Source organism: Allomuricauda sp. MMSF_3307, from assembly GCF_030733585.1.
Taxonomy (GTDB): domain Bacteria; phylum Bacteroidota; class Bacteroidia; order Flavobacteriales; family Flavobacteriaceae; genus Flagellimonas.
Map to the genome: position 1 here is coordinate 853277 of NZ_JASHIQ010000001.1, position 16990 is coordinate 870266.

A 16990-nucleotide genomic window follows, 5' to 3' on the forward strand; every position below is an offset into this window, starting at 1 on the left:
TCAGTTGTTAATCCAAATATTCGTTCAGGGCCTCTTTCCAGATCTGATAGGCCTCTTGGTATTCATTGATATTGTTTTCGGGCTCGTAGGTCAGCTGCACGGCGTCGGTAGCGGTCGCTTCGCCAATGCTGGCAAAATCCCCATGGGCATAGGCTGCTGCCCTTGCAGCCCCCACTGCACCAGTGGTCTCCACTATATCGATCTTGCTTTGGGAGAGTGTGGCCACACTCTTGGAAAAAATACCGGCCCTAAAGAGATTGTCGTTGCCCGCCTTGATGGAGCCGATGTCAACCCCATCGTTCTGTAGGATTTCCATGCCGTACACAAAGGCAAAGGCGATGCCCTCCAAGGCTGCCCGGAACAGATGGGATTTTTTATGGATATTGAAATTGAGGTTCAGGATGCGGGAACCTTTCCCATGATTTTCCAACATACGCTCCGCACCGTTCCCAAAGGGAAGGATGGAAAGGCCATCCGAACCGATAGTTACTTTTTCAGCTATTTGATTCATATCATTATAAGAAAGCCCATCGGTAAGCTCGTTTTTCATCCAACTGTACTGTATGCCTGTCCCATTAATGCATAGCAGCTTGCCTATTCGGGTAGCGTCTTTGGAATGGTTGACATGGGCAAAACTGTTGATGCGGGTATGTTCTTGCGTCCTTTGCTGGCCGGAGATGGCATAGACCACTCCGGAGGTGCCCCCCGTTGCGGCAATTTGGCCCGGTTCCATAACATTTAGTGCCAAAGCATTGTTGGGCTGGTCCCCAGCACGGTACATGATGGGAATGCCTTCGGGCAGTCCGGATTCCTCGGCGCCCTTTTTGCTGACCCTTCCCTGTTCGGAGAACGAGGGACGGATTTCAGGGACAAGGGAGGTATCGATTCCCGCTTCTTCCAACAGCCATTTGGCGATTTGATGTTCCTTGAAATCCCAAAGGATTCCCTCGGAAAGTCCCGAGGGGGTGGTGGTGCACTCTCCCGACAGTCGCAAAGCGATGTAGTCCCCCGGGAGCATAAACTTGTATATGTTTTGATAGTTTTCGGGCTCGTTGTTCTTTACCCATTTGAGCTTGGATAGCGTAAAGTTACCGGGAGCGTTCAATAGATGGTCTATGCATTTTTCCTCACCAGCATTATGGAACAACTGCTCCCCGGTTTCAACTGCCCTACTATCGCACCAAATAATGGAGGGACGAATGGGTTCTAGCTTTTTGTCCACGATGACCAATCCGTGCATTTGATAAGATATGCCAATGCCTTTTATCTCACTTTTGTTTATGTTACTTTTTGAAATCAGGTTTTGGGTTGCTTTGCAAAGATTTTGCCACCACATTTGTGGGTCCTGTTCTGCCCAGCCAGATTGTGCGGAGGCGATGGACATCTCCTTTTCGGGGTATTGAACCATATCAATAGGACTCCCGTTATCAGCATTGATCAATGCAGCTTTTATGGATGAACTGCCTATGTCGAAACCTATCCAATACATATTACAATGGAAAACTCGCATTGAAAATAGCCAATTATTGTGAAGTGCATCTTAGTTATCAACATAATTCCATAAACTCCTTAGTTGGATTGCCCGTTGTACAGTTTCATTTTTCCTAAAATGGTTACCTTAGAGCAGCGTATTTTTACAACATGAAAGAAGAGCTTGCAGCCACATTTGGCAACTATTTTGAACAGCCCCTGATCGATGAAATTCTCGAAACGGGCAAACTCATGGAAGTGCCCGCGGGAGAAACGATTATGGATATTGGCCAATACATCAGGAGTATGCCATTATTGTTATCGGGTGCCATAAAGGTTTTGCGAGAGGACGAGGAAGGGGATGAATTGCTCTTGTATTATCTGGAACAAGGGGAAACCTGTTCGGTGACCATGGCTTGCTGCATGGGGCATACGAAAAGCGAAATCAGGGCCATTACTGAAACCGATACCCGACTGGTGATGGTTCCCGTTCAAAAAATGGAAGAATGGATGGCGAATTATAAAGGGTGGCGCAACTATGTTTTTGATAGCTATCAAAATCGGCTCAACGAGTTATTGCAGACTGTGGATAGCATTGCCTTTAAAAATTTGGACCAACGTTTGGTGGATTATCTTAAAAAGAAGGTTGAGGTCACCAACGATAACCGTATCCGAAATACGCACCAAGAAATCGCCTATGATTTGCATACTTCACGGGTGGTGATCTCCAGATTGTTGAAGAAACTGGAGAAGATGAAAAAGCTGGTGCTCCACAGAAACTACATCCACGTAGTGGATTTGTAGGTTTGTGCCCTTTGTTACTGAGGATACCCAACAGGCATCCTATTTTTGTATAAAACCGATTGCATGCTCAAAAGGATTTTCCCTTTTTTAAACTGGATTACCCGCTATGACCGTTCAACCCTGTACGGTGACCTAGTGGCCGGATTTACCGTGGGCATTCTATTGATTCCGCAAGGCATGGCCTATGCCATGATTGCGGGGATGCCACCCATCTATGGTCTGTACGCAGCATTGGTGCCTCAATTGGTGTATGCGCTTACCGGAACTTCGAGGCAATTGGCCGTCGGTCCCGTGGCAATGGACTCCTTATTGGTGGCAGCAGGGATTGGGGCCATGCAGTTGGCCAACATTCATGACTATATTGCAGCAGTCATCTTTTTGACGCTTCTCATTGGACTTTTTCAACTGCTGTTGGGTATTTTAAAAATGGGCTTCTTTGTCAATTTTTTGTCCAAACCTGTTATCAGCGGATTTACCTCTGCGGCCGCAATTTTAATCGGTCTGGGACAATTAAAGCACATTCTGGGCGTGGATTTGCCCCAATCCGGTAAAATTCATGTGCTTCTGGGAAGTATTTTTGGGAGTCTCACGGATATTCAGCCCCTTACCTTTGGCATAGGGATTTTGGTGATATTGATTATTGTTGGACTAAAAAAACTCAATAAAAAATTGCCTGTACCCTTACTGGTCGTTGTTTTAGGAATAGCGTCGGTAGCCCTGTTGGGATTGGAGGCCAAAGGCATAAAAGTAGTCGGTGAAATACCATGGGGATTACCCAGTTTTCAACTACCCGGCATACAATGGGACGCGGTAGGACAGTTTTTGCCCATAGCCATTACCGTGGCACTATTTGGGTTTATGGAATCCATTTCAATAGCTAAAACTGTGGAGGAACGCCATCCAGAATATGAGTTGGACCCCAACCAAGAGCTTCGGGCATTGGGACTATCCAACATTCTTGGTTCGTTCTTTCAGTCATTTTCTGTTTCAGGAAGCTTTTCAAGAACCGCCATAAACGACCACTCCGGGGCACGCACCGGCATGGCACTGATTTTCAGTGCGCTTTTGGTGGCCGGGGTTTTATTGTTTTTGACACCGCTTTTCTACAATCTTCCTACCGTAGTGCTAGGGGCCATTATCATTGTTTCGGTGTTTGGACTTATCGATTTGAGGTACCCGCTGCAACTCTGGAAAAACCGGAAAGATGAGTTCCTATTGCTGATCGCCACCTTTTTGATGACTTTGTCCATTGGCCTTATCGAAGGAATCATCTTGGGAGTATTGCTCTCCCTTTTGTTGTTGGTCTACCGGATTTCCAACCCCCACATAGCGGTTTTGGGAAGAATCAAGGACACTGCCTATTTTAAAAATGTGAACCGTTTTTCTGAAGATGTGGAAGTGTACGACGACAAGCTGATCATTCGCTTTGATGCACAACTGTATTTTGGGAACAAGGATTATTTCAAAAAGCAACTCTATCAACAAATTCAAAAGAAGGGCCCCCAGCTTAAGTTTATTATCCTGAATGCGGAGCCTATCAATTATATCGATAGCAGCGCTTCGGTAATGCTGGAACGAATTATTTTGGAACTTCGCGAGAAGGGAATTGAGTTTTTGATTGCCGGAGCCATTGGCCCGACAAGGGATATCCTCTATTCAAGTGGCATAATCGATATTTTGGGAGAGGAAAACTTATTTGCACAAACCTACGATGCCGTGGATTGCTGTAATAATCCCAAGGCATTGAGCAACATACAGAAAAAAGTGTCCCTACAATCAAAAACCAAGACTTTGTAACTTTGGTCACTGAAGTTTAGGACGTAGAATCGTATTTTTGATAAAAACCACAAGAGATGAAAATTGAACAGATTTATACAGGTTGCCTTGCACAAGGTGCCTACTACATAGAAAGCAATGGCGAAGCTGCCATAATTGATCCTTTACGAGAGGTTGACCCTTACATAAAAACCGCCAAGGAAAATGGGGCAAAAATCAAATACATTTTTGAGACCCACTTCCATGCCGATTTTGTGAGCGGCCACTTGACCCTATCCAAAGAAACGGGAGCACCCATAGTGTATGGTCCGACTGCGGAACCCTCTTTTGATGCCACTATTGCAGAAGATGGACAAGAGTTCCAGTTGGGCAATATTACCATTGTTGCGCTACATACACCGGGTCACACCATGGAAAGCACTACTTTTTTATTGCGGGACGAGCAGGGGAAAGACCATGCCATATTTAGTGGCGACACCTTGTTCTTGGGTGATGTAGGTCGGCCAGATTTGGCACAAAAAGCGGCCCATATGACACAGGAAGAGTTGGCAGGCACACTGTTCGATAGCCTCAGAACCAAAATTATGCCCTTGGCCGATGACGTAATCGTTTATCCCGCCCACGGTGCCGGTTCCGCTTGCGGAAAAAATATGATGAAAGAAACGGTAGATACTCTGGGCAATCAGAAAAAAATGAACTATGCCTTGAGGGCGGACATGACCAGGGATGAATTCATCAAAGAGGTGACCGATGGATTGTTGCCACCGCCACAGTACTTCCCGCTCAATGTAAAAATGAACAAGGAAGGCTACGAGGATATCGACAAAATATTGGAAAGGGGAACCCAGTCCCTAACACCGGAAGCTTTTGAGGTGGCGGCGAACGAAACAGGAGCCATTGTGCTGGACGTCCGTCATCAGGACGATTTTGCAAAGGGACATGTGCCACGGTCCATTTTCATCGGGTTGGACGGTAGTTTTGCCCCATGGGTAGGCGCATTGGTCGCCGATGTAAAGCAGCCCATCCTTTTGGTAACACCAGAAGGAAGGGAAGAGGAGACCATCACCCGATTATCACGTGTTGGTTTTGACCACACCTTGGGTTACCTAAAGGGCGGAATCGATGCTTGGAAGGCAGCCGGGAAGGAAGTGGACACCGTAGAAAGCGTTAGTGCCGAAGAGTTGAAAAAACGAATTGAAAACGGGGTGCCGGTGTACGATGTGCGAAAAGAAACCGAATTCCAAGCCGAGCATGTGGAAAATGCACATTTGACCCCCTTGGATTACATCAATGATCACTTATCGGAATTTCCGGAGAAAGAGACTTTTTATGTGCACTGCGCCGGAGGATATCGCAGTATGATTGCTTCCTCCATATTGAAAAGTAGGGGAATCCACAATTTAGTTGATGTTGCCGGTGGTTTTGCCGACATCAAAAAAGCGGGTATACCGGTTACCGATTATGTATGCCCTACTACTTTGAAATAAGGTGCTTACCTTGGAAATAATCTCAAAAAAGTTCGGGTTGTGTAACCATCGTTACTGACGGCATAGATAGTTTGGGATACTTTAGTGTCTCAAAATAAAGATACTATGTCAATATTCAGTTTTTTGTTCAAAGAACAAACCTTGCCAGATGAAATTAAGATTCTGGACCGCGAAGCATATAAAGAAGCCATTTCCAAAGGTAAAGTACAGCTGGTGGATGTGAGGACCAAAAGAGAGTTTGCGTCCGGGCACATTAAAGGAGCCAAGAACATCGATTTTTTCCAAGGTTCTGCTTTTGATGCTTCCGTTGCCAAAATGAAAAAGGATACTCCCCTTTATATCTATTGTCAATCTGGGAATAGAAGCCAAAGAGCTGCCAAAAGATTGGTGGAACTTGGTTTCTCAAAAATCTATGATCTCAGGGGCGGCTATAGCGCTTGGAGTTATTAATCGGAACAAAAGCAGATGAGAACAACTTTTCAAGTACAAAATCTGAAGTGTGGCGGATGTGCAAAGACCATATCCAACAAACTTTCCGGTATAAAGGAAATTAAAGAGGTGATTGTGGAGAAGGACAGCTCATCGGTTAGCTTTGACCATCAAAGCGCCGATGAAGCTTCCTTAGTTAAAGAGGCCCTCAAGCGCATGGGCTATCCCACAATAGACGATGAAAACGGTTTTATGGACAAGGCAAAATCGTTTGTGAGCTGCGCTAGTGGTAAAATGTCCAACGGATGAGATTCTCCTTGATTTCCATATCGGTCTTTTTTCTGGTGCTATCCTGTAAACAGGGACCAAAAACTTCGGATGGAGAAGTGCCTGAACCAATCGCACAAACCGCCCCTAAAAAAGAGGAAGGGAAAGTGCTGATGGAAAATCAATGTTATCTATGCCATAATTCGTCCGCAGCACAGAAAGGTCAAAGAATTGGGCCGCCAATGGTGGCCATTAAGGCTCATTATTTGGAAAGTTATCAGGAAAGGGAGGCTTTTGTGAATGCTATTATGGCCTTCGTAAAATCACCATCAGAAGATAAGACCCAAATGCGTGGTGCCGTCAGAAGGTTTGGATTGATGCCAGCCCAACAATTTCCAGAAAATGAGGTAAGAAAGATTGCCGAGTACATGTTCGATTACCAAATTGAGGAGCCCGAATGGTTCAAAGCACATTGGATGGACCGCAAAGGGGACTCCCGTTACAACCGAGGTAAAAAGCCGGAAACGTCCCAAGCCGAAACGGGCGCAAAGGAATTGGGAATGCATTATGCGATGGAGACCAAAAAAGTCCTTGGTAAAAACCTAATGGGCACCATTCAAAATGAGGGGGTAGAAGCGGCCTTAGCTTTTTGTAATGAAAGGGCCTACCCGCTGACCGATAGTATGTCTACCAACTTCCATGCGCGCATCAAAAGGGTATCGGATAAACCTCGAAACCCAAACAATCAAGCAAATGATATAGAATTGACTCACATCGAAACGTTTAAGGCCCAGGTTTCAGCAGGCAATTCCGTTGAACCTATTTTGAGGGAAGAGAACGGAAAAGTATTTTTCTACTATCCCATCGTAACCAATACCATGTGTTTGAACTGCCACGGAGTTCCAGAACAACACATAACCCCAAAAGTACACGCAAGTCTAACCGAGCTGTATCCCCAAGATAGAGCCACAGGATATGGACCCGACGAAGTACGGGGAATCTGGAGCATTGTTTTTGATGCCCCGAAGAAAATGGATTAGTCCTTTTTTTTCGGTTTTTTGAAACCATAAATCAATTGTCCCCAAAACCCTTTGGGCAGGGCTTCATCCCCAGGGAAACCCAATTGGATTTGACCACCGCTTTCCGGAATATAATTGGTTCTGAAAATATAATCCCAAATGCTAAGACTAATGCCAAAATTTACCCCGTGGGAACCTTTGGGAATGGTGTAGGCATGGTGATATAGGTGCATCACCGGATTGTTCAAAATATATTTGAGCGGACCATAGGTCAGTTTTATGTTCGCATGGTTAAAATGTCCGATGGCGATGGCGGCAAAATGCACAATATAGGCCTGTTCGGGCTCAAAACCGCCCAGAACCATCACGCCCAAAGTTTTTAGTGGTTTGTAAAGGATATTTTCCATCCAATGAAAACGCAGATGGGCCGCGAACCCCATTTCCTTTACGCTATGGTGCACTTTGTGGAATTCCCATAAAACCGGATACCTGTGCAACAAAACATGCGTAAACCACTGTACAAAATCGAGAACCACAAAAAAGAGGAGCAATTGCATCCACTGCGGCCAATCGCCCATATCTACGATGGCCAAAGCTCGTGAACTGATGCCCATGTCGGAAAACAGAACACCCAATAGTTTGTAGACCCCACTGATGACAATGGCAAACACAAAAAAGTTGAAAAACATGTAAAAGGCATCCAGCCAAAAGTCCTTTCTAAAAATGGACTGTTGCTTGCGCCAAGGGAAAAGAATCTCCAATCCCCAGACCAACAAAGAGATAATGATCAATCCCCAGAAATAATTGGTGTACCAGGGAACATCAAAAATAACGGACCTCCATGTCCAGCGAACCGTTCCCAAAAATCCATTGATAAGGGCATCCAAATAATCGAACATACTCCAAATTTGTCGAGCAAACAGCATCAAACTTATTCAATATCAAAAATACTTTAAAAATAATACCGTCTGTGTAACCAAGGTTACTATGGTTGATTCCATGAAACCTTATTTTTGAGGTAATCCTTTGATAATCAAAAAAAGGATATGCAAGCTGAGCCAATTTTTGGTAATTTGTATGGTACTAATATTAAACTATCCATTATGAAAAAAAACATGGGCGGTGCAGACCGTACAATCCGGATTCTCCTTGCACTAGGTGTAGGGGCGTTGTATTACTTTAATGTGATAACAGGAACATTGGCCTATGTGCTATTAGCGTTGGCGGCCATATTCGTATTAACAAGCTTTATTAGTTTTTGCCCGTTGTATACCCTGTTTGGGATTAATACGTGCAAGGTCAAGAACTAGGTTTTTTTGGTTGGTTGATAAAAGAAGCCGCTCCTAAAAAGGGCGGCTTTTTTAGTAAACAGACTGCGGTACATTCATTAATTCTCAAAAAGGTAAGCCTAGGTGTGGCAATTATGAGAATTATCATATTATCAAAAGAACGAAGCCTGTACATTTGAACCAAACTTAAAACCAATACATCGTGAAATCGTTAATCAATATTCCACTGGTATCCTGGGAAAACGGCATTTGGATGATAGGTGTGTTCGCACTGGTGGTCGTAGTTCTGGTAATTGCAGTTTTTGCCCTGATGAACAGCGACAAAAACAAACCGTCCTAAGGGTGTCCATGTTTGTCCAAACCCATTATTAAATGGGTTTGAACCAGTTATTCTTCTGATAGTAAAAGAAATAGGGAGGCCATTGTGCCTCCTAATTTTATATATAAGCCAAGGTAACTAATGTTACTGTGAAAGCGGTGTTGCCACTCTAATTTTGCCTCAAAATAAAAAAACAATGAGGCATATATTCACATGTATTATTGCATTCGGTTTTATGCAGCTGACACTCGCTCAGGACCATATCAATATTTCTCTGGAAGACGTATTGGCCAAGGTACAGGAGTCCAACAGCAGCATAAAGGTTTCTGAGCAGGAAGCCCAAATGGCCAAATACGATTATAGGTTTTCCAATTCCATCTTTTTACCACAGATTGCTGTATCGCACACTGGATTGGCGACTACCAACCCTTTGATGGCCTTTGGTTCCAAACTCAACCAAGCCATATTGACGCAAGCAGATTTTAACCCTGTGCTTTTAAACGACCCCGATCAGGTAGAAAACTACGCCACCATAGTTTCGGTGGAACAACCCTTGATCAATCTGGATGGCTTTTACCAGCGCAAAGCGGCAAAGACCACGATGCAAGCCAAAGAACTCCAAGCCATCAGAACTCGGGATTATTTAGACTTTGAAGCTAGGAAGGCCTTTGGGCAATTACAATTGGCCCACAGAGCCGTAGCGGTTATGGAAAAAGCTTTTGAAGCTGCCAATGCCAACTTGAACATGGCTCAGAACAGCTATGATCAAGGCTTACTTCAAAAATCGGATTTGTTGGAGGTAAAAGTCAGGGTCACCGAGGTTGCCGACCAATTGAAAACAGCCAAGAGCAACGTGCAAAATGCGTCGGATTATCTAGCATTTTTGATGAACGAAGAAGGAACCGTGGTTTACGAACCATCCGAAGAACTGGTACCGGACAGGCTAGGAGAAACCTTGGAAGGCTCTCTGGAAAACAGGGCAGATGTGAAAGCTATGGATTTGGTGTCGGAAGCCTACAAGGCCAACATGAAGGCGGACAACATGACCTTTCTACCGCGACTGAACGCTTTTGCCAGTTACGAAATGTACGATGATCAAATTTTTCAAGCCGATGCCAAAGGATACATTATTGGGGCAAGTTTGAGCTGGGATGTGTTTAAGGGATCCCAACGATTTGCCAAAGCAGGAAAGAGCAAAACTAGCTATGAAAAGGCGAAACAGGAATACGAACAGTACGTTGCCAAAAGTACTATGGAGCTTCAACGCACCAAACGGATGGTCGAAGATGCCGAGAGCCGTCTCCAGACCTCAAAATTGGCTATGGAGCAATCCGAAGAAGCACTGCGGATACGCACCAACAGATTCAAGGAAGGACTCGAAAAAACAACCGATTTATTGATGGCCGAAGCCACCTTTGCCGAAAAGCAATTGGCGTACTATCAAACCATTTTTGAATATAATCAAGCACAATACTTATTGACATTTTTAACCAAAGAATAATTCAAGATGAAAAACACTACGATATATAAAAGTTTACTGCTAACCGCATCCTTTGGCCTTTTTCTGGTAGGCTGTGGAAGCGATGAAAAACAGTCGGTCGACAATTCCGAAGCAGTACCGGTAACCGTTGCCGAAGTGGCTATGGACGATAGCTCCACCATTTTGGCCGGAAGTGGTCAGATTACGGCCGTGAACAGCGCCACCCTAAGTACCCGAATGATGGGTCATGTGGAATCCATTCCTGTAAAAATAGGTCAGAAAGTAAACAAGGGAGATGTACTGGTCTCCATTAACAACGTGGACCTACGGGCTAAAAAAGCACAGGTGGAAGCCTCCATTACGGAAGCACAGGTGGCTTTTAACAATGCCAAGAAAGATTATGAAAGGTTCCAAAATCTTTTTAAGGAAAACAGCGCTTCCCAAAAAGAGCTGGATGATATGACCGCGCGCTATGAAATGGCCAAGGCCAGATTGGAAGCAGCCAATCAAATGAAAAATGAGGTAAACTCCCAGTTTGCTTACGCCAACATTCGTGCGCCTTTCAGTGGAGTGGTGACCAATACCTACATCGATGAGGGTGATATGGCCAATCCGGGTGTTCCGCTGGTTTCCGTGGAATCCCCCGGTGGGTTTGAAGTGGAGGCCAAAGTGGCCGAAAACAATATCTCGAAAATTGAAGTTGGTACCAAAGCCCACATTCTGATAAAGGCCTTGGATACCACGATTACAGGAAAGGTTTCCGAGTTGAGTGCATCTGCACAACATACGGGTGGGCAATATGTAATGAAGGTTTTATTGGACAAAACAGACGCCAAGATTTTGTCAGGTATGTTTGCCACCGTTAGGCTGGAGGCTAGCGAGGGGAGCAATGGTAAAACAGTTGTTACCGTTCCGTCCAAAGCCTTGGTGCATAAGGGACAATTGACCGGGGTGTATACACTCGGACAGGATAATGTGGCCTTATTGCGATGGTTGCGATTGGGCGACACCTATGGTGATGAGGTGCAAGTGTTGTCCGGTCTATCCGCAGGAGATCAGTACATCGTTTCGGCCGAAGGAAAACTCTACAACGGAGTTAAAGTAAGCATTCAATAACCCAAAAAAGCTAACAATGAAAGACGGACTTGCAGGTAAAATAGCCAAAGGGTTTATTAGCTCCAAGCTAACGGTGCTCCTCATGATTGTGTTTATGGTCATCGGGGTGTACAGTTCCTTCCTTATCCCAAGGGAAGAGGAACCCCAGATTGATGTGCCCATGGCGGATATCTTCGTGGGGTATCCAGGGGCCAGCCCAACCGAGGTGGAATCCAGGATAACCAAACCTCTCGAAAAAATTATATCGAACATCAAAGGCGTAGAGTATGTGTACACCACCTCCATGCAAGAGCAGGGGATGGCCATTGTACAGTTTTATGTAGGGGAAGATATCGAAAGGTCGTTGGTACGTTTGTACGACGAGATCAACAAGCACATGGACCAAATGCCCGAAGGGGTTACCATGCCTTTGGTAAAAACCCGTGCCATTGACGATGTGCCCATGTTGGCCTTAACACTTTGGAGTGATACCTACGATGATTTTCAGTTGAGACAGATTTCGGGCGAGCTCATAAATGAAATCGAAAAAGTAAATGGTGTTTCGATCACCAAAAAGATAGGAGGGCGTAGTCCCCAGCTTCGTGTGGTGGTGGATAAGGATAAAATGGCAGAATCAGGCTTAGATATGTTGGCCGTTGCCCAAATGATCCAAGCCAATAACCAACAGATGGATTCTGGTAACTTCCTTTCCAACGATACCGAGTTCCACATCAGCACGGGAAACTTTTTGGAAACAAAAGAAGATCTGGAAAACCTGATTGTGGGCACCAAACAAGGTCAGCCCATCTATTTGAAGCAGGTAGCCACTGTTTTGGATGGTCCCGAGCTGCCCAAAAACTATGTTTCCCTTGGATTTGGGGCCGCTAGTGAAAAGTCAGAAGAATTTAAATCGGAATATCCAGCGGTAACCATTTCCATTGCCAAACGTAAAGGGGCTGATGCCATGAAGATTGCCGATGTGGTCTTGGAAAAAGTGGATCACCTAAAAACTACCTTGATCCCTGACGAAGTAAAGGTGGAGGTCACCCGTAACTATGGCGAAACCGCATCCCAAAAAGTATCTGAGCTATTAATGCACTTGATCGGTGCCATCATTGCCGTCACCTTTGTGGTGATGTTGGCCATGGGGTGGCGAGGTGGATTGGTCGTGTTCCTTTCCGTGCCCATTACCTTCGCCTTGACTTTGTTGAGCTATTATATGCTCGATTATACGTTGAACCGAATCACGCTGTTTGCTTTGGTTTTTGTAACGGGTATTGTGGTGGATGACTCCATCATTATAGCGGAGAACATGCACCGCCACTTTAAAATGAAACGATTGCCCTTCAAGGATGCTGCGATTTACGCCATTAACGAAGTAGGTAACCCTACCATTCTGGCCACATTTACAGTAATTGCATCGGTATTGCCCATGGCCTTTGTATCTGGATTGATGGGCCCCTACATGTCGCCCATGCCCATCGGGGCCTCGATAGCCATGTTGTTATCCTTGTTCGTGGCATTGACCATAACTCCGTATTTGGGGTACATCTTCCTAAGGGAGAAGGACAAAAAGAAGAAAAAGGAAAAGGAACCTGTCGAAATCCAGGACACCTTTATTTATAAAGCTTACGAGCGATTTGAAAGACCTTTGATCGAGAGCGGCAAGAAGAGATGGTTGTTCTTGGGTATCACCGTAGTGTTATTATTGGCCTCTGTTGCCATGTTCTTTACCAAATCCGTAGCGGTGAAAATGTTGCCTTTTGATAATAAGAACGAGTTTCAGGTGGTGATAGACCTTCCCGAGGGCACTACCTTGGAAAGAACGGCTGCAGTAACCAAGGAAATCGGAGCTTATTTGTCCACCCGACCCGAAGTGGTCAATTACCAAAGTTATGTGGGCACCTCCGCACCGATAACCTTCAATGGATTGGTGAGGCACTATGATCTTCGTGGAGGTAGCAATATGGCCGATATTCAGGTGAATCTGGTGGATAAGCACGATAGAAGTGCACAAAGTCACGATATCGCCAAATTACTTAGGCCCAAGATTCAGGAATTGGGTAAGAAATACCAGGCCAACATAAAGATTGTGGAGGTACCACCAGGACCTCCTGTACTTTCCACCATTGTAGCCGAGGTGTACGGTCCGGATTATGAAAAGCAAATTGTATTGGCCGATAAGGTAAAGGGCATCTTGAACAACACTACCGACGTAGTGGATGTAGATTGGATGGTCGAGGATGATCAGGTGGAGTACGATTTTGTGATTGACAAGGAAAAAGCGATGCTCTACGGTATCACTCCACAACAAATTGTTCAGGTGATGGCCATGGCTTTTCGCGAACAACCGGTATCCCACATTTACCGTGAAGATGCCTTTGATCAAATCGGGATAGTCTTGTCCATAAGCGAGAAGGATAAATCCAGTTTGGAGGAAATCAAGCAAATGAAGATAGCATCCCAGCAGGGAAATATGGTTTCCGTTGGCGACTTGGTTCAGGTGAAGGAAGGTGTCAAAGCGAAGAGCATCTACAGAAAAAATCAAAAAAGAGTGGTATACGTAATGTCCGATATGGCAGGGCAATTGGAAAGTCCGGTATATGCAATTTTGGGAATGACGGACAAATTGAACCAATTGGAGCTGCCCGAAGGCTATTCCATTAACGAACTCTACATGGAACAACCTCAATTTGAGGATGACTATACCGTGAAATGGGATGGCGAGTGGCAGGTGACCTTAGAGGTGTTCCGTGATTTGGGGATTGCCTTTTTGGGCGTCATTGTGATTATCTACATGCTGATCGTAGGTTGGTTCCAAAACTTTAAGGCACCTATGGTGATGATGGTGGCCATACCCCTTTCCTTAATTGGAATCGTACTAGGACATTGGATGTTGGGAGCCTTTTTTACCGCAACCTCCTTTATCGGGATGATTGCCTTGGCAGGAATCATGGTACGGAACTCGGTATTGCTTATCGACTTTGTCAATCTAAGATTGGACGAAGGGGTTCCCCTTAAGCAAGCTGTTATCGAAGCTGGCGCCGTGCGTACCACCCCTATTCTGTTAACGGCTGGAACGGTTGTCATTGGAGCTTTTGTGATATTGTTCGACCCTATTTTCCAAGGATTGGCCATTTCATTGATGGGAGGAACCATAGTATCGACGGTGTTGACGCTTTTGGTGGTGCCATTGGTGTATTATATGATTGAACGTAAAAATTACAACTAAAATGAAACCGAAACGACTAGCAGCATATTTTGACAAACAGGTCAGTGATTTTTTTAGTCGTCAAAGGTTACATGTGACCATTGAAAAACAATAAAAGTAAGCACATGAAAATGATCATTGTTACCACAGTTGAGGAATATAAGAGCGAGGTCTTTAAATTGTTCAAAAAGGCCGGCGTAGAGAGTTTCAGCGAGTCCGATATTGACGGATACAAAAGTGCAGCACGATTGATGTACACCAGCAGCTGGTTCCCTAGCGAAAAGGGCGGCGCAGCATCCAATATGTTCTTCTCTTTTACCGAAGAAGAGAAGGTAACCGAATTGTTTGGATTGATCAAACAATTCAATACCGAAAGTGAGACCACCAACCCAATAAGGGCGGTGGAAATACCTATTGACAGAACCGTTTAAAAAATCAAATAATGAGAAATAGAATCGTTAGGGGTGTAGCGGGCAGTTTTGTGCTCATCAGCCTTATTTTGGCCGTATATGTCAACATCAACTGGTTGTGGTTTACCGCGTTTGTGGGGGCCAACCTGTTGCAATCCTCGTTGACCAAGTGGTGTTTGTTGGAAGATATCCTGAAGAAATTCGGGGTCTCCGACTCGACCAACAACTGTAGCTAGGCCTTTATATTGTTTTTTATTTAAAGCATTTTCGTGACCTTTGTCTAAAACCTCACGAAAATGCTTTATCAACCTTGGCCTTGGTATGTAGCGGGCCCACTTATCGCCATCATCATGGCGCTGCTTATACTTATGGGCAAAAAATTTGGAATGTCCTCCAACTTGGAGACATTTTGCTCCATGGGCGGAGCTGGAAAATTCTCGGATTATTTTAAAGTAGATACCAAATCCAAACGTTGGAATCTCTTGGTCGTCCTCGGTTCCGTTATTGGTGGATTTTTGGGAGCCCATTGGCTTTCTCCCAATCCTGCTGTGGATATATCGGAACAAACTGTAACCAAACTCCAAAATCTTGGTTTTGAAAGTGCTGGGGAAGCCTATTTGCCCACCGAACTTTTTAGCATGGAAGCCCTAGCGAATCCCAACGTTTGGTTTATTCTTGTGGTGGCCGGTTTTCTGGTAGGTTTTGGAACCCGCTACGCAGGGGGGTGCACCTCTGGCCATGCCATTTCAGGATTGAGTAATCTGCAGCGACCTTCTTTGATTGCCGTCATTGGCTTTTTTATCGGTGGACTGATCATGGTACACCTACTGTTTCCTTTAATTTTTACGGTATGAAGAATATAGTTTATATTTTGTTGGGAACCTTTTTGGGAATTGTCCTATATAAGTCAGAAGCGGCCTCGTGGTTTCGGATTTATGAAATGTTCCAGTTTGATTCCTTTCATATGTACGGTATCATCGGTTCTGCTTTAGCAGTTGGTGTGGTTTTGGTCTTTTGGATCAAAAAATCCAAGATCAAATCATTTTCAGGGGAAATCATCCAAATACCCGACAAGGAAAAATCGTTTGCTCGATATATTTTGGGAGGTACGTTGTTCGGATTGGGTTGGGCCCTCGCGGGAGCCTGTCCTGGACCCATTTACATTTTGGTGGGAGCGGGCTATTGGCCCATCGTCATCGTACTGTTCGGGGCTATTTTAGGTGCCTTTGTGTATGGCCTGATGAGGGCCAGATTGCCCCATTAAGCGTGGATTGACGGTATATTTTGTCCACACAACGAAAATGGATGGTTTATTGAGGGCTTGCCTATAGCTTTGGATGTCCCAAACTTACGTAATAGACCCTACATGAAACTCACGACGTTTATTATAGACGATGACTTGGTGTCGCAGTTCGCGACCCGGTACTGCATACAGCAATCCCACGGCAATTTTGATATCGTGACCTGCTCCAGTGGGGAGGAAGGAATACAAGCTTGCTTCGGATATATCGAGGAGCACGATAGATTGCCCGATATCATCTTTTTGGATTTGGTGATGGACGGGATGAACGGATGGGATTTTTTGGAAAACCTGAAGAATCTGTTTAAAGAACACAAACTCCCCAGTGTTTATGTACTTTCGGCATTTACCAATGCTTCGGATAGGGCAATTGCCAAAAAAAACGGGATGATTTCGGGTTATGTGGACAAGCCGTTGTCCCGATCCTATTTGGAAAAAATCCTGAAGGAAGAAGAAGCAAAAAAGTCTTAGGGTAGTTCCAAAACCCACGTATAAATAGCAGAAAAGGGTTGCATAAGATGGGTCAAAAACCCTATTTTTGCAGTCCATTTTATGGAATGGCCCCGTAGTTCAATGGATAGAATAGAAGTTTCCTAAACTTTAGATGCAAGTTCGATTCTTGCCGGGGCTACTT

The 16990-nt window shown here is 44.8% G+C and carries 18 protein-coding genes and 1 tRNA gene; 17 read left to right on the plus strand and 2 right to left on the minus strand.

Annotated elements, in window-relative coordinates; translation table 11 throughout:
* Positions 1 to 7: 7 nt before the first annotated feature.
* Positions 8 to 1489, minus strand: a complete 1482-nt coding sequence (locus RBB12_RS03800; protein ID WP_306012940.1) for a xylulokinase — start codon at positions 1487 to 1489, stop codon at positions 8 to 10.
* 152 nt (positions 1490 to 1641) lie between these two features.
* Between RBB12_RS03800 and RBB12_RS03805 the strand changes: the two genes are divergently transcribed.
* From RBB12_RS03805 to RBB12_RS03830, 6 genes are all read left to right on the plus strand, one after another.
* Positions 1642 to 2274, plus strand: coding sequence for a Crp/Fnr family transcriptional regulator (locus RBB12_RS03805; RefSeq protein ID WP_179383464.1), 633 nt, complete (start codon positions 1642 to 1644; stop codon positions 2272 to 2274).
* Between the two features lie 63 nt (positions 2275 to 2337).
* On the plus strand, positions 2338 to 4071 hold the full coding sequence (locus RBB12_RS03810) for a SulP family inorganic anion transporter (protein WP_306012854.1): 1734 nt from the start codon (positions 2338 to 2340) through the stop codon (positions 4069 to 4071).
* A 56-nt stretch (positions 4072 to 4127) separates the two neighbouring features.
* Positions 4128 to 5537, plus strand: a complete 1410-nt coding sequence (locus RBB12_RS03815; RefSeq protein ID WP_306012855.1) for a rhodanese-like domain-containing protein — start codon at positions 4128 to 4130, stop codon at positions 5535 to 5537.
* A 105-nt stretch (positions 5538 to 5642) separates the two neighbouring features.
* Entirely contained in the window at positions 5643 to 5987 is a 345-nt protein-coding gene (locus RBB12_RS03820) for a rhodanese-like domain-containing protein (RefSeq protein ID WP_293281807.1), read from the plus strand.
* A gap of 15 nt (positions 5988 to 6002) precedes the next feature.
* Positions 6003 to 6275, plus strand: coding sequence for a heavy-metal-associated domain-containing protein (locus RBB12_RS03825; protein ID WP_293288370.1), 273 nt, complete (start codon positions 6003 to 6005; stop codon positions 6273 to 6275).
* On the plus strand, positions 6272 to 7273 hold the full coding sequence (locus RBB12_RS03830; protein ID WP_306012856.1) for a DUF3365 domain-containing protein: 1002 nt from the start codon (positions 6272 to 6274) through the stop codon (positions 7271 to 7273). Before RBB12_RS03825 ends, RBB12_RS03830 begins: the two co-directional genes overlap by 4 nt.
* Here RBB12_RS03830 and RBB12_RS03835 read toward each other — a convergent pair.
* The gene (locus tag RBB12_RS03835; RefSeq protein WP_306012857.1) at positions 7270 to 8151 is read right to left on the minus strand and encodes a sterol desaturase family protein; all 882 of its coding nucleotides are present in this window, start codon (positions 8149 to 8151) and stop codon (positions 7270 to 7272) included. The genes RBB12_RS03830 and RBB12_RS03835 overlap by 4 nt on opposite strands.
* A gap of 204 nt (positions 8152 to 8355) precedes the next feature.
* Between RBB12_RS03835 and RBB12_RS03840 the strand changes: the two genes are divergently transcribed.
* The 11 genes from RBB12_RS03840 (at position 8356) to RBB12_RS03890 (ending at position 16987) form a co-directional block, all read left to right on the plus strand.
* On the plus strand, positions 8356 to 8562 hold the full coding sequence (locus RBB12_RS03840) for a DUF2892 domain-containing protein (RefSeq protein WP_179383470.1): 207 nt from the start codon (positions 8356 to 8358) through the stop codon (positions 8560 to 8562).
* 181 nt (positions 8563 to 8743) lie between these two features.
* Entirely contained in the window at positions 8744 to 8881 is a 138-nt protein-coding gene (locus tag RBB12_RS03845; RefSeq protein WP_179383471.1) for a hypothetical protein, read from the plus strand.
* 214 nt (positions 8882 to 9095) lie between these two features.
* Positions 9096 to 10361: a TolC family protein gene (locus tag RBB12_RS03850; protein ID WP_306026655.1), complete on the plus strand. Its 1266-nt coding sequence runs from the start codon at positions 9096 to 9098 to the stop codon at positions 10359 to 10361.
* A gap of 6 nt (positions 10362 to 10367) precedes the next feature.
* Positions 10368 to 11456 (plus strand): efflux RND transporter periplasmic adaptor subunit, encoded by a 1089-nt coding sequence (locus RBB12_RS03855; protein WP_306012859.1) that lies wholly within the window; start codon positions 10368 to 10370, stop codon positions 11454 to 11456.
* Positions 11457 to 11472: 16 nt separating this feature from the next.
* Complete coding sequence (locus RBB12_RS03860; protein ID WP_306012860.1) at positions 11473 to 14667, plus strand: efflux RND transporter permease subunit; 3195 nt, start codon at positions 11473 to 11475, stop codon at positions 14665 to 14667.
* 104 nt (positions 14668 to 14771) lie between these two features.
* Positions 14772 to 15077 (plus strand): hypothetical protein, encoded by a 306-nt coding sequence (locus RBB12_RS03865; RefSeq protein ID WP_306012861.1) that lies wholly within the window; start codon positions 14772 to 14774, stop codon positions 15075 to 15077.
* 11 nt (positions 15078 to 15088) lie between these two features.
* A complete protein-coding gene (locus tag RBB12_RS03870; RefSeq protein WP_179383476.1) occupies positions 15089 to 15292 on the plus strand; it encodes a DUF2892 domain-containing protein in 204 nt (67 codons plus the stop codon).
* A gap of 60 nt (positions 15293 to 15352) precedes the next feature.
* Positions 15353 to 15910: a YeeE/YedE family protein gene (locus tag RBB12_RS03875; protein ID WP_306012862.1), complete on the plus strand. Its 558-nt coding sequence runs from the start codon at positions 15353 to 15355 to the stop codon at positions 15908 to 15910.
* Positions 15907 to 16320 carry a DUF6691 family protein gene (locus tag RBB12_RS03880; protein ID WP_306012863.1) on the plus strand — a complete coding sequence of 138 codons (414 nt, stop codon included), beginning with the start codon at positions 15907 to 15909 and terminating at the stop codon, positions 16318 to 16320. The genes RBB12_RS03875 and RBB12_RS03880 overlap by 4 nt, the downstream gene beginning before the upstream one ends.
* 102 nt (positions 16321 to 16422) lie before the next feature.
* On the plus strand, positions 16423 to 16827 hold the full coding sequence (locus tag RBB12_RS03885; RefSeq protein ID WP_306012864.1) for a response regulator: 405 nt from the start codon (positions 16423 to 16425) through the stop codon (positions 16825 to 16827).
* A gap of 88 nt (positions 16828 to 16915) precedes the next feature.
* Positions 16916 to 16987 (plus strand) — tRNA-Arg (locus tag RBB12_RS03890).
* Positions 16988 to 16990 lie beyond the last annotated feature (3 nt).

Coding starts and splice junctions, on each gene's coding strand:
- RBB12_RS03800 (WP_306012940.1), bottom strand. CDS start 1,489: ATGTATTGGATAGGTTTCGACATAGGCAGTTCATCCATAAAAGCTGCA.
- RBB12_RS03805 (WP_179383464.1), top strand. CDS start 1,642: ATGAAAGAAGAGCTTGCAGCCACATTTGGCAACTATTTTGAACAGCCC.
- RBB12_RS03810 (WP_306012854.1), top strand. CDS start 2,338: ATGCTCAAAAGGATTTTCCCTTTTTTAAACTGGATTACCCGCTATGAC.
- RBB12_RS03815 (WP_306012855.1), top strand. CDS start 4,128: ATGAAAATTGAACAGATTTATACAGGTTGCCTTGCACAAGGTGCCTAC.
- RBB12_RS03820 (WP_293281807.1), top strand. CDS start 5,643: ATGTCAATATTCAGTTTTTTGTTCAAAGAACAAACCTTGCCAGATGAA.
- RBB12_RS03825 (WP_293288370.1), top strand. CDS start 6,003: ATGAGAACAACTTTTCAAGTACAAAATCTGAAGTGTGGCGGATGTGCA.
- RBB12_RS03830 (WP_306012856.1), top strand. CDS start 6,272: ATGAGATTCTCCTTGATTTCCATATCGGTCTTTTTTCTGGTGCTATCC.
- RBB12_RS03835 (WP_306012857.1), bottom strand. CDS start 8,151: ATGTTCGATTATTTGGATGCCCTTATCAATGGATTTTTGGGAACGGTT.
- RBB12_RS03840 (WP_179383470.1), top strand. CDS start 8,356: ATGAAAAAAAACATGGGCGGTGCAGACCGTACAATCCGGATTCTCCTT.
- RBB12_RS03850 (WP_306026655.1), top strand. CDS start 9,096: ATGCAGCTGACACTCGCTCAGGACCATATCAATATTTCTCTGGAAGAC.
- RBB12_RS03855 (WP_306012859.1), top strand. CDS start 10,368: ATGAAAAACACTACGATATATAAAAGTTTACTGCTAACCGCATCCTTT.
- RBB12_RS03860 (WP_306012860.1), top strand. CDS start 11,473: ATGAAAGACGGACTTGCAGGTAAAATAGCCAAAGGGTTTATTAGCTCC.
- RBB12_RS03865 (WP_306012861.1), top strand. CDS start 14,772: ATGAAAATGATCATTGTTACCACAGTTGAGGAATATAAGAGCGAGGTC.
- RBB12_RS03870 (WP_179383476.1), top strand. CDS start 15,089: ATGAGAAATAGAATCGTTAGGGGTGTAGCGGGCAGTTTTGTGCTCATC.
- RBB12_RS03875 (WP_306012862.1), top strand. CDS start 15,353: ATGCTTTATCAACCTTGGCCTTGGTATGTAGCGGGCCCACTTATCGCC.
- RBB12_RS03880 (WP_306012863.1), top strand. CDS start 15,907: ATGAAGAATATAGTTTATATTTTGTTGGGAACCTTTTTGGGAATTGTC.
- RBB12_RS03885 (WP_306012864.1), top strand. CDS start 16,423: ATGAAACTCACGACGTTTATTATAGACGATGACTTGGTGTCGCAGTTC.